The following is a 12,085-nucleotide window of genomic DNA, read 5'->3' on the forward strand; positions in this document are numbered from 1 at the left end:
GTAAACGGCGGCCGTAACTATAACGGTCCTAAGGTAGCGAAATTCCTTGTCGGGTAAGTTCCGACCTGCACGAATGGCGTAACGACTTCCCCGCTGTCTCCAACATCGACTCAGCGAAATTGAATTGCCTGTCAAGATGCAGGCTTCCCGCGGTTAGACGGAAAGACCCCGTGCACCTTTACTACAGCTTCGCACTGGTATCAGGATTGTGACGTGCAGAATAGGTGGTAGGCATCGAAGCAGTAACGCAAGTTACCGTGGAGCCTCCTTTGAGATACCACCCTTCGCACTCTTGATACCTAACCGCGGTCCCTTACCGGGATCCGGGACCCTGCGTGGCGGGTAGTTTGACTGGGGCGGTCGCCTCCTAAAGAGTAACGGAGGCGCGCGAAGGTTGGCTCAGAGCGGTCGGAAATCGCTCGTTGAGTGCAATGGCAGAAGCCAGCCTGACTGCAAGACTGACAAGTCGAGCAGAGACGAAAGTCGGCCATAGTGATCCGGTGGTCCCGAGTGGAAGGGCCATCGCTCAACGGATAAAAGGTACGCCGGGGATAACAGGCTGATACTGCCCAAGAGTCCATATCGACGGCAGTGTTTGGCACCTCGATGTCGGCTCATCTCATCCTGGGGCTGGAGCAGGTCCCAAGGGTACGGCTGTTCGCCGTTTAAAGAGGTACGTGAGCTGGGTTTAGAACGTCGTGAGACAGTTCGGTCCCTATCTGCCGTGGGTGTAGGATACTTGAGAGGAGTTGCCCCTAGTACGAGAGGACCGGGGTGAACGTTCCACTGGTGGACCAGTTATCATGCCAATGGTAGTGCTGGGTAGCTATGAACGGAAAGGATAACCGCTGAAGGCATCTAAGCGGGAAGCCCCCCTCAAAACAAGGTATCCCTGAGGGCCGAGGTAGACCACCTCGTCGATAGGCCGGAGATGTAAGTATGGTAACATACTCAGTTGACCGGTACTAATTGCCCGATAGGCTTGATTTGTTCCAGAAATAGATAGTGTCAAAATACACACTGAACAAACAAAACACCAAAAGCAAAACTAACTTGGACAACCTTGAGTGTAAGCGAAAAACGCATGGTATTGCCTCGGTTTGGTGGCAACAGCAAGAGCAAAACACCCGGTCCCATCCCGAACCCGGAAGTTAAGTGCCTCAGCGCCAATGGTACTTGGGCTTAAGCCCTGGGAGAGTAGGTCACCGCCAAACCTAGATAATACCAATCTCTATAAAACGATAAAAAAACAACCAACGCGGGATGGAGCAGCCAGGTAGCTCGTCAGGCTCATAACCTGAAGGTCGTAGGTTCAAATCCTACTCCCGCAACCAAATAAAATACCCACACAAAAAAACAAAATCAAAACCCGCCGAGCAAGCGGGCCGTCTTGCGTTCCGCAGGTTGAAAAATACAAAAACGGGCAAAGAACAACTGCGCTGGTCGTCAATGTGACGGTGAATGAGCACTTGTTTGCGAGCCTGCGCCACATCCGCAGATTACGCACCACCCCGCCCAAACATCGCCCCGTAGCTCATCATTGAGTGGCTGAGTCACAGTAACATTGTCAAAACCTGTGGTTTTCCCGCCCTTGTGAACAGTGTGGTGCTGATTAATTTAGTAAAGATCAGCCACATACCGCATGTTGGTAAGCCAGATGGATTTCAAACACGCTGATCTCAACATGGCGCCCATGTGAGCATCAAATGACAAAAGGGACCACGAGATGAGAAAGGTCACACGGCGGGCAGCTCTCTTTGGCGCAGGGGGGCTGGCAGGATGGGCAGCAGCAGGGCTGTTTCGTCCCGATCTTCCTACCTATGCAGGGACCAAACCCATTGTTGCGCCACGGGGGCAGACTATCCTGAACGACGCCAGTGGCTTGTCTGCAACCCCGGTTCACTCGCATCTGCAGTTCGCGCAAAGCGACCAGACGCTTGTTGATGCGGTTCGGCTGGAAATGGCAGAGGCACGATCCGCTGGACGGCCTTTAAACGTTGGTGCAGCGCGCCATTCCATGGGGGGGCAGGCAATTCCGCGGCAGGGCACTGCGATCAGCTTCCGAAATGGCGCGATCGAAATCGACAGCGACAACCAGATCTACCGCGCACATGCTGGGGCGCGCTGGTCTGATGCTATCGCTGCACTGGATCCCCTGGGCTGGTCGCCCAAAGTGATGCAATCCAACAATGACTTTGGACTTGCGGCGACCTATTCCGTCAACGCGCACGGCTGGCCCGTTCCGTTTGGCCCTATGGGATCTACGGTGCGATCCCTGCGCATGGTTTTACCGTCTGGCGAACTGGTCATCTGCTCACCGCATGAAAACGCGGAGCTGTTTAATCTGGGCATGGGGGGCTACGGGCTGGTTGGTGTGATCATCGATATGGATGTGGAAATGGTTAAAAACACCAGGCTGTTACCAAGCTACGCCGTGATGGATACCGCCGACTTTGCCGCCAATTTCCGACAAGCGGTCAATGATCCAGAGGTCACAATGGCCTATGGCCGTCTGAATGTTGAACGCGAAACGTTTTTTGAACACGCGCTTCTGGTGACCTACCGTGAAGCAGAGGATCAACAAGAGCTTCCAGCTGCAGATGGATCAGGATGGATGGCCCATGCTGCCAGCCGTATCTATCGTGCACAACTGGGTAACGAAGCGCTGAAAACGTTCCGCTGGTGGAATGAAACCCGCCTTGGCCCTGCGCTTGGCGGTGGCCCGACCACCCGAAATTCGCTTCTGAATGAGCCGGTGGTGACATTGGATGATCATGATCCACAGCGGACCGACATCTTGCATGAATATTTTGTGGGCTTTGATGCGTTTGACCGTTTTGTTGATGCCTGCCGTGAGGTGATCCCCGCATCCTATCAGGAATTTCTCAACGTAACGCTGCGCTATGTGGCGCAAGATGACCAATCCGTGCTGTCATTTGCACCGGTCCCGCGAATAGCGGCCGTTATGTCGTTTAGTCAGGAGCTGACGGAACGAGCAGAAGCGGATCAGGCGCGTATGACCCGCAATCTGATCGACCGTGTTGTAGACCTGGGTGGCGCTTATTACCTTCCGTACCGTCCCCATGCGACAGTTGATCAATTGACCAGATCCTATCCGCGCGCGGCTGAATTTGCGCAGGCCAAGCGTGAGCTCGACCCGGGTCTGTTGCTGCGTAATAATCTTTGGGATCAATATCTGGGGCAGTTATGAGCAATTTGCAGAAACTGTGTTTTGGCTATTTCGTGGCGCTGATGATCGCCGCCTCGCTGAACTATGTGCCGGGACTGACAGATGAAAATGGCCTGGCTTTTGGTATCTTTGCGCTCGACATCTATGACGACGCGCTGCATGTGGCCTCTGCGCTGTGGGCTTTGGCGGCTGGCATTGTCTCGTATCGAGCCGCGCGCCAATTCCTGATCTTGTTTGGGCTGTTGTATCTTGGGGATGGGGTCTTTGGGATCTTTACTGGCTACGGGTTCCTGGACCTTGGGATTTTCACCAATGCGTCGCTTGGAACAGATTGGTCACTGCCACGTTTTCTCGCCAATCTGCCCCATCTGGCCTTGGGCGGGCTCGGGGTTTGGGCGGGGGTTAGGGGCGCAAAAGGATGAGGCTACTGTGGAGATATATGAAGCGGCTGCTGTTAGTCGTGCTGATCTGCGCGGTCGCGCTGCTTGCTCCGATTGCCTATGTGGAGACCGCATGTAAAGGCAGTGCACAGGTGCTGCCATACAAACCGGTGATTTCAGCCGCGTATCACCGTCCCGAAACACGCACCCTCATGACCTATCCAGAATGGGATATCGTGCACGCCTATGAAGATTATGCGCATGTGCTAAAGACCGGAGATCCCCATGATTTTGGCTATCTACGCGCGGTTTCCGGGTTCTGGTCGTCATTGTGTTCCTTGACCTCTGCCTCTGCGGCCCATGGCGACATAGATGGACCAACCAAACAGATGGTCTATGTGATTGGCGTAAGCTTCACCGCTGAATTGCTATTGAAAGCGGCTTATGAAGAAACACTTGGGCGCCTCGCCACGCTTGTGCGGGGGGATGAACGCGCCGCGCTTGATGATGTTTCTGCAGCGCAAGCGGGTCGCTACGCCAAGTTCCTGCAGCAGGTGCCGTGGTATAAATGGCCGTTCCAAAGGGACCGGGCTGAATTGCACCAAAAAGCGGGGGATAGCCTGCGCGATCGGGAACGGCGCTTTGCGCTGGGGGTCGAATATGGCGTCAAAGCGGCCTATGCGAATGTGATCAACGATGCTGTGGCGCAGGTAGGGCAGGACGCGCTAAGCCTTCGCATGGTGGTGCGCGACGTGGATCAGGCGTATCTGCAAAACATCGAGTCCGTTTCAATCATAGCCGAACATGCAGGCGGCATAGAGCTTGAGGCACCACGCTATCGCGCCTTGACGCTATTGTTGCAAAAGCTTGCGCAAGATGGGGTCAATTTTGTTGAGATCGCCGGCAATGATGACATCATGTTCACGGTCTTGAGCGAAACCGCCGAAATGGACGGGGCAATTTACAGCACCGCGCGGCAGGGACGTGCGGATCACCGCCATCTTATACTGGTAAAGGTTTCAGAACTCGCGGGGCGGCTGCGCGCTATGGCGAAAAACGGTCAACGCCTGGAACATGTTCATGACTATTAGATCGCTCCTCATAGCTTTGCCCTGTCTGTTCTTTGGCTGGATTGCGATCTTGCTGGTGGTGGCGGTTTCAACAGATGACGCCCCGGCATATGTGGTGCTCTTTCCGCCCAAAGGTTTTGTGGCAGCGCTTCCCGAAACGGCGTCTATCCTCTCCCTTTCTGACTATAGCATTACAGTCAGTGCCAACGAGACGGGCTTCGCTCGTGCGCTATACAATCGCGGCGCTTTGGTTGTGCTGCCTGCTGGGCTGCCGGGATGTTTGCCTGTGCCGAATTCTCTTTAATACTTGAAAGTCGTACAGGTTTGCCGCTCGTTGCTGCGATGTACGGGTGTTGGACATCTGCGGGGCTCGCGGCTTGGCTCGGTTGCGGTGTTTTGACTGTGAGTAACCTGTTAAAGGAGCAGCGCCTCGGCTTTTGGGATCGCGAGCTTCTGCTGCAGCACTTTTGGGCCCCATGAACTATCTGAAGAATATTATGATCGCCTGCCACGGCAGGTGTCGCTTGGTCAGGCCCAGCGTGCCTGCCTTGCCCGCGCATCGGTGACAGAGCCAGACCTGATCATCTTTGACGAACCCCTCAGTGCGTTGGATGCATTGGTGCAGAAAAAAATCGGCAGCGCATGGATCAGCTGCGCTGCGAAAAAGCGCTGACCTATATTGTTGTGACCCACGATCTTGGCTTTGCTGCGACCTATGCAGACCGCATCCTGTTGCTGCGCGCTGGCAAGGTCGAAGCCTTCCAAACTCGCGACGCCTTTTTTGCAGCCCCAGCAAGCGCATATGCCCGCGATCTGGCATCAGCTGCGCGCTCGCTTGGCGCGCTGAAATATCTGGAGGCGGCGCAATGAAGATTTTGTTGTATTGCGATGTTTGCGTCCTTTGCTTCATTGCGCTATTTGCCGCTCGCCCATGCCTCGGTCCTGGGATATCTCGCGCCGATGCTGGCGGTGATTTTGGCGCATTTCATCTTGCGCGAAGAGGTCAGTGCGACCCGCTGGCTGGCGGTAGTGGTCAGTTTCATCGGTATGCTGGTGCTGGTGCTGCCCAAAGCCACCGGAGCTGCGATTGATCAATCCTATATGATTGGCCTGGTACTGGCGCTGACGGAAAACGCAGGCGCTATTGCGTTTTATTTCGCGCTCACCTGCGCAGTGGCAGGATGGGCCACCGCGGGCCTGGGCTGGGTGCAGCCAACACCCGCGCAATGGCTGCTGCTGTGTGGATCAGGCGCGGCCGGAGGCATTGCCCACATCATGATGACACTGGCGCTGCAACAGGCTGAAGTGTCCAAACTTGCCCCCTTTGAATACCTGTCGCTGGTCTTTGCAGTGATTGCAGATTTTGCGCTGTTTGATGTGGTGCCGGGCTGGACCTTTGCGCTTTCGACAGTGTTGATCCTCACTGCAATGTGGATGTCCATGCTCAAAGCGGGGCTGTTCCGGCGCAAGACCAGCGTTGCCAATTCATGATGGAATGTGCCAACTGCCTGTGAATGTCTTTTGATCACCACAGGCAGTTTTTCATGGCCAGCTCCAGCCACCCATCTGATGTCCAGCCCAGCAACCAGGCAGGCGGCGTTTTGGGACGCATAAGCCTGTTTTTGTGCCCGCTGAGCCTTGCATTGATGGGGCTTGCGGTGAAACTCAGCGCAGGTTTCACAACCGAGCTGATCCTGCTGGCGCGTTTTGCCTTTTCTGCACTGATATATCTGCTGATCTTGCAATGGCGCGGTTTTGATTTCCGCAGCATTCGCCCGGCGCGCCACATCCTGCGCAGCGTTTTGGGGCTGGCCTCAGTATCCTGCCTGTTTGGCTCGATCTCGCTTATTCCACTGTCAACGGCACTGTGTCTTTCATATATGGTGCCGGTCTTCACCTATGGGATTTCGGTCTATACGGGGGCGGCGCGGCTTGATCATCGCGCGCTGCTGATCCTGGGTGCGCTGGTGGGCGTTGCATTGATTGTGCAGCCCGAAGCCAGCGTTGATCCCCTTGGCGCCGCGCTGGGTATCTGCTCGGCGCTGTGTGGGGCGCTGGCCCTGTTTGAAATCAAGCGCCTGTCGCAATGCGAAAGCCCGGATGCGGTCCTGATCATGTATTTTCTCTATTCCACCGGGATTTTGGCCTGCGCCGTGCTGTTTTTGGACAGCTGGCCCCTGGCAGCTGAGTTTGCGCTGATCAATACCAGCGGATTGATCGCGGTTGGTATTTTGGGCCTGCTCTATCAGCTCTTTTTGCTGACAGCGCTGCGCCAGGCCACGGTTGCGACGATGTCGATGGCACTGCTTGTTGCGGTGGCGCTGGGCTATGGGATTGATACGCTACTTTTGGGCGCAGCACTGTCACCGCTTGCGGTCTGGGGCACCGCGCTCCTTGCGCTCAGCCTGATGGGCTATCACCGGGCCAGTCGTTAAGGTGCATTTTACTTTTCTGCCGTGTTTTATGCTTGGTAAAAATGCAAGTGGCGTGAGGGGGTGTTTGAACCGTTGGGTCGAATGCGTCGCCACGCAACTGTTTTTTAACCGTTTCAGATCTGATCTAGGCCAGAGTTCGCGCGTGGTTTTCGCAGGGTCCGGGCGGAGCTTTACAAAAACTATAAGGTTTAATATCAGCGCCCGCGAATAGGGGTGAGTTGATGTTTTTTGATTTGGATGTACTGCGCGGTTTTGGTGATGCGCCCTGTTTGCGGTTTCGCAGCGAAACCATCAGCTACAATACACTTGCAGATTGTGCTGCGGAATTTGCGGCCAAATTGCCTGAAGCCCGCGCCTTAATTGCTATTGAAATGGCCCCTCGGCCGGATGCAATCGCGGCATATATCGGTGCATTGTCTGCGGGGCATGCGGTTTTACCGCTCCCCGTTGGCAGCGCGTCCGGGCAGGCGCTGGCGCGGTTTCAGGCGGCATATCATTATTCGGATAGGCTGGTTCACATCGGCCCGAGCGCCAAGTTTCACGATGATCTGGCACTGGTTCTGCAGACCTCCGGCAGCACAGGGCAGGGGCAGGGGGTGCGCCTGTCACAGGCGGCGTTGCAATCAAATGCGCAGGCGATTGCAGAGTATCTCCAGCTCAGCAGCCACGATCGCGCCGCGCTTATTTTGCCGCTGCATTATTCATACGGTCTGTCGGTTCTGCATTCCCATCTGCGCGTTGGCGCAAGCCTGTGGCTCGCCGAAGGCTCTGTTTTGGAAGGAAACTTCCTGCACGAGCTTTCCGCCGCGAAGGCCACAAACCTTGCTGGCGTGCCACATCATTTCACCATGCTCGACAACGTGGGGCTTGCGGCGCAGCTACCAGCAGAGTTGAAGACCCTGACGGTGGCAGGCGGGGCGATGGCACCAGATGCGGTGCAACGCTGGTCTGGGATCATGGAACGCCAGTCCGGCCGTTTCTTTGTGATGTATGGCCAGACCGAAGCCTGCGCGCGTATTGCTTATCTTCCTCCAGATCTTGCTTGTTCACACCCAGATGCAATGGGTCGTGCCATTCCCGGCGGCACCTTGATGTTGCGCAATGAAACCGGACAGATCGTGACAGGCGCAGGCGAGGGGGAGCTGATCTACACCGGTCCCAACGTAATGATGGGCTACGCCAGTGACGCGCAGGATTTGCAAAAGGGCGCCGAGATTGCTGAGCTTGCAACCGGTGATCTGGCGCAGCGTGATGCAGATGGGATCTACCGTATCACCGGGCGGCTGTCGCGCATGTCCAAAATCGCCGGGCTGCGTATTGGCCATGATGCGCTGGAACGCGGGCTTTGGGAGCACGGCTATGAACCCGCGATCTGGGGCGATGACGACACCTTATATATTGCCGCCGCCACAGCTGATGAAGCGTTGGCGCAGAAAGCTGCAGATCTTGCAGGTATTGGGCGTAGCCATATTGAACTGGTGTCCTGCAAGTCTTTCCCCCGCCGGGCCAATGGAAAGATCGACTACCCTGCGTTAAGGCAGATGCAGCCAGTTCGCCGCGAAACCAAAGGGGTGGCAGAGGCTTTTGCCCAGTGTTTTGCACCAGAACCCGTAGCCCCCGATCAAAGTTTTGCTGATCTTGGTGGCGATTCGCTTAAACATGTGGAGCTGTCGCTGACGCTGGATCGTATCCTTGGCGGGTTGCCGGACAATTGGGAAGAGACCCCGATCAAAGACCTGCGCAAACCACTTAGATCCGGTTCCATGGTGAGCGTGCCGCTTCTGGCGCGGGTGTTGGCGATTTTGGCGGTGGTGATCGCGCATCAGACCAATATCCCCGTTTATGGCGGCGCGGCCGCAATGGTGATTTTGCTGGGGATGAGCGTCGCGGATCATCGCCTGAACGCGCTAAGTGATGGAGATCCCTGGCAATTCATGAAGCCAACCTTGCGCGTTCTGGGGCCTTATTTTGCGGTGCTGGCGGGCTATGCGCTGGTATGGGAGCAGGTGCCCTGGGTCTCTGTGGTATTGCTTGGAAACTTTGCAATAACGACGCCCGAGACCCATTTGATGCTGCCGTATCTCTATTGGTTCGTTGAAGCCTATGTGCAGATGAGCCTGCTGGTGTTGCTTCTGTTCTGGCCGCCAAAAATGCGTCAAACGGTGCGATCGCACCCGTTTGCTGCGGGTGCAGCCTTGCTTGTTTTTGCGGTGGCATTGCGAGTGACGGTCCCAGAACTTTGGCCGTTGCCTGCCGGGCGGTCGCAGTTTTCGCTGCCCTGGGTGTTCTATCTCTTTGCGTTGGGATGGTGTGTGGCTTGTGCAAAGACCCTTGCGCAGCGCATGCTGGTTCTGGCCGCGGCGATGGTGATTTTCCCAACCGCAGCCTATCTTGGTGGCAATTGGTATGGGGCCTGGTACAAATACATGGGGCTTTTGGCGCTCACCGGGGTGCTTTTGTGGGTTCCGCGCGTGCCGATGCCACGCCTTGGTGTGCGTGCTGTCATGTATATGGCGCAGGCGGCGTTTCCGATCTACCTGCTGCACCGGTTTGTGCCCGAAGAGATCATGCCCTGGCTTTCACAGGAAGTCGGTTTGAGCCTATCAAAAGGTGCAACCGATGTTGTGGCGATTGGTGGGGGTGTGGTGATCGGGCTACTGGCGGCCTGTGGGCTGCGCCAGCTTGCGCGATTGCGGCTGCCGGTTTGGCGCCAACTGCGGGCCGTGCGATAGGCCCGCAGGACAGATGAAAATCAGCCGACGATCAGCTGTTTGAGCTGCATGGCTTCGTGCTCCAGCTCATTCAGACGATGGTTCACCACATCGCCAATGGTGACCATACCAACGAGAGTGTCACCCTCTACCACTGGCATGTGGCGGAACCGGCCGGCGGTCATTGCGCGCAGCACTGAAATCAGTGGATCCTGTGGTGCACAGGTTTCCACTTCGCGGGTCATGACGTCGGAAACAAGCATTGGCAGGGTCTGGCCTGGGCTGTCGGCCAGTTTGCGTACGATGTCACGTTCTGAGACGATACCAATCAGCGCGCCTTCCGCGTTATTGACCAAAAGCGCACCAATGTGCCGGTCGCGCAATTCAACCACTGCGTCGCGCAAGGTTATATCAGGCCCGACGGCAAAGACCTCTCCGCCTTTGTTTTGTAAAATATCCGCAACAGTGGTGGCAGCCTGCGAGACATTGCTTGCAGCGCTTTGGCTGTAAGTTGTTTTAGATGCTTTATCTTTACGGCTGGGGGCCTGGAAGGATGTTGGCATATAAACTGGCTCCTTGTTGTTGGTTGCTCTTTGACTGTAAGTACCAGCCTAAACCAAAGAAACCTTGTGAAGGAACACCACGATTGTCTGATCTGACACTCAGCCCAGCAGTTGCATTGTTGATTTTTGTGATGGCGTGTTTTGCAGGCTATCGCTACCGCCGTGTCTGGGCGGCAGAGGGACCACGCTGGCAGCTTTGGCTGTTTGGCGGTGTTGCTGCGATCTGTTTGGGATTGGTCGCATTTCTTCCGATTGCGACCAATTCCTGATTTTTGAGGAATTAAGGTCCTGAAAACGGGACCTTATTCCATGTCGTCCAACATCTTTTTTGCCCGTGGGCACATCAGCCGCTCACGCAGAGGGCTGTTTGGGTCGATGTCTTTTTTACACACGAGACACTGATCTGCATCGCTGATGGCGTTGAGGCCACCGCAGCTGCCTTTGATGGATTTTCCAGCAAACACCACCCCAAGCGCCATGCCGCTTACGACGAGTGTCAGGAGAAAAAATGTCAGTAGGAAGGTTTCCATAGGCGCTCCTGCGAAGGTTTAGGCCTGCAACTGTGCGAATCGCTTGCTGGTTGCAGCTACGAAGCCTGACTTACCGTCTGTGTCCTTGCGATCAATGAACATTACCGCGAGGTCATGTTTATTCGCAACTTCCAGCCCGCGTTCCTGACCCAGTGCCAGCAGGCCAGTGGCCCAAGCATCTGCAAGCATCGCGTTTTCAGCAAGAACAGTTACAGAAGCGGTCTGGTGGGTGATCGGACGGCCGGTCTGTGCGTCGATGATGTGGGAATAACGCAGGCCATCTTGTTCGAAATAGTTGCGATAATCACCGGAGGTCGCCATGCCCATGTTCGAAACCGAAGCGATCTCATAAGCGCGGCGGCTCAGCGCGTCAGGCGATTCGATACCGATCTGCCACTTTTCACCACCTTCATTGAGGCCGGCTACATAAAGATCACCACCGATTTCCACCATGAAATCTTTCAGGCCAAAACCTTTGAGCGTGTCTGCAACCAGATCAACACCAAAGCCCTTACCAATGGAAGAAAGGTAGATCTGAGTGTTGGGGTTGTTCTTTTGCAGCTGGTTGCCGTTCAGGCTCAGCGCCGAAGCAGTGCCAACGCTTTGCATCGCGTCATTCAGGGCTGCCGGGGCAGGGGTCTGAGCATGTGCGCCGCGTGCGCCAAAACCCCAGGCTTCGATAACCGGGCCAAGCGTAATGTCGAACTGACCTTCGGTTGCGATATGAACGTCTTGCGCCGCTGATACAACCTTTGCGAGTTCAGGGGATACCGCGATAGGTGCGGTATTTGCAGCAGTGTTGAAGCGCGAAACCTCGGAGCTGGCGTCCCAGTTCGACATCAATACGTTGACGCGGGACAGGCTGTCTTCAACTGCTTTTTTGACCACTTGCATGTCGAGCGCGCCGCTGTGATCCAGGGCTGCAATCGAATAGCTGGTGCCCATGGTGGAGCCGGAAAGTTCGGAAACAGATGTTCCGCTTTTACAGGCTGCCAGAGCGAGCGATGCCAAAATAAAGCTACGTCGGGAGAATTTCAGGCTGGGTTGCATGGTCACGGCCTCCGGTGGGTCATTCGCGACGTCCTCGTCGCATTTGTTGAGGGCTTTTCTTTGGTTTTGGTTACGCTTTCAACACTAAAATGACGCAAATGGTCAAAATGACCCTTTTGGCCGCCGCAAAAACGCGGCATATGGCCACCAGCGGAT

13 protein-coding genes, 1 tRNA gene and 2 rRNA genes are annotated in these 12,085 nt (G+C 55.7%); 13 read left to right on the top strand and 3 right to left on the bottom strand.

What is annotated here, in order from left to right; all coding sequences use genetic code 11:
- From GG681_RS10310 to GG681_RS10360, 12 genes are all read left to right on the top strand, one after another.
- Positions 1–990, top strand: a 23S ribosomal RNA gene (locus GG681_RS10310); the annotation flags it as partial.
- A gap of 109 nt (positions 991–1,099) precedes the next feature.
- A 5S ribosomal RNA gene (gene rrf / locus GG681_RS10315) occupies positions 1,100–1,214 on the top strand.
- Positions 1,215–1,257: 43 nt separating this feature from the next.
- Positions 1,258–1,334: transfer RNA gene (locus GG681_RS10320), tRNA-Met, on the top strand.
- Between the two features lie 392 nt (positions 1,335–1,726).
- Positions 1,727–3,211 (top strand): FAD-binding oxidoreductase, encoded by a 1,485-nt coding sequence (locus GG681_RS10325; RefSeq protein ID WP_153547823.1) that lies wholly within the window; start codon positions 1,727–1,729, stop codon positions 3,209–3,211.
- A complete protein-coding gene (locus tag GG681_RS10330; protein ID WP_153547825.1) occupies positions 3,208–3,612 on the top strand; it encodes a DUF4383 domain-containing protein in 405 nt (134 codons plus the stop codon). Before GG681_RS10325 ends, GG681_RS10330 begins: the two co-directional genes overlap by 4 nt.
- 17 nt (positions 3,613–3,629) lie before the next feature.
- Positions 3,630–4,661, top strand: a complete 1,032-nt coding sequence (locus tag GG681_RS10335; protein ID WP_235899886.1) for a hypothetical protein — start codon at positions 3,630–3,632, stop codon at positions 4,659–4,661.
- Positions 4,651–4,944, top strand: a complete 294-nt coding sequence (locus GG681_RS10340; protein WP_153547829.1) for a hypothetical protein — start codon at positions 4,651–4,653, stop codon at positions 4,942–4,944. Before GG681_RS10335 ends, GG681_RS10340 begins: the two co-directional genes overlap by 11 nt.
- Positions 4,945–5,157: 213 nt before the next feature.
- The gene (locus GG681_RS17885) at positions 5,158–5,313 is read left to right on the top strand and encodes an ATP-binding cassette domain-containing protein (RefSeq protein ID WP_328593342.1); all 156 of its coding nucleotides are present in this window, start codon (positions 5,158–5,160) and stop codon (positions 5,311–5,313) included.
- Positions 5,283–5,510: a hypothetical protein gene (locus GG681_RS17890; protein WP_235899888.1), complete on the top strand. Its 228-nt coding sequence runs from the start codon at positions 5,283–5,285 to the stop codon at positions 5,508–5,510. The genes GG681_RS17885 and GG681_RS17890 overlap by 31 nt, the downstream gene beginning before the upstream one ends.
- Positions 5,511–5,528: 18 nt before the next feature.
- A complete protein-coding gene (locus GG681_RS10350) occupies positions 5,529–6,131 on the top strand; it encodes a DMT family transporter (RefSeq protein WP_153547831.1) in 603 nt (200 codons plus the stop codon).
- Between the two features lie 53 nt (positions 6,132–6,184).
- The gene (locus GG681_RS10355; protein ID WP_153547833.1) at positions 6,185–7,075 is read left to right on the top strand and encodes a DMT family transporter; all 891 of its coding nucleotides are present in this window, start codon (positions 6,185–6,187) and stop codon (positions 7,073–7,075) included.
- Between the two features lie 221 nt (positions 7,076–7,296).
- Positions 7,297–9,807 carry an AMP-binding protein gene (locus GG681_RS10360; protein ID WP_153547835.1) on the top strand — a complete coding sequence of 837 codons (2,511 nt, stop codon included), beginning with the start codon at positions 7,297–7,299 and terminating at the stop codon, positions 9,805–9,807.
- Between the two features lie 20 nt (positions 9,808–9,827).
- Here the strand turns inward: GG681_RS10360 and GG681_RS10365 are convergent, their stop codons facing one another.
- A complete protein-coding gene (locus tag GG681_RS10365; protein WP_153547837.1) occupies positions 9,828–10,349 on the bottom strand; it encodes a CBS domain-containing protein in 522 nt (173 codons plus the stop codon).
- A gap of 83 nt (positions 10,350–10,432) precedes the next feature.
- On the opposite strand from GG681_RS10365, the gene GG681_RS10370 reads away from it, so the two are divergent.
- Complete coding sequence (locus GG681_RS10370) at positions 10,433–10,618, top strand: hypothetical protein (protein WP_153547839.1); 186 nt, start codon at positions 10,433–10,435, stop codon at positions 10,616–10,618.
- A 33-nt stretch (positions 10,619–10,651) separates the two neighbouring features.
- Here GG681_RS10370 and nqrM read toward each other — a convergent pair whose 3' ends face one another.
- Complete coding sequence (nqrM, locus tag GG681_RS10375; protein ID WP_153547841.1) at positions 10,652–10,879, bottom strand: (Na+)-NQR maturation NqrM; 228 nt, start codon at positions 10,877–10,879, stop codon at positions 10,652–10,654.
- 18 nt (positions 10,880–10,897) lie between these two features.
- A complete protein-coding gene (locus GG681_RS10380; RefSeq protein WP_153547843.1) occupies positions 10,898–11,929 on the bottom strand; it encodes an FAD:protein FMN transferase in 1,032 nt (343 codons plus the stop codon).
- Positions 11,930–12,085 lie beyond the last annotated feature (156 nt).

This window comes from Tritonibacter aquimaris, assembly GCF_009617595.1.
Classification (GTDB): Bacteria; Pseudomonadota; Alphaproteobacteria; order Rhodobacterales; family Rhodobacteraceae; genus Epibacterium; species Epibacterium aquimaris.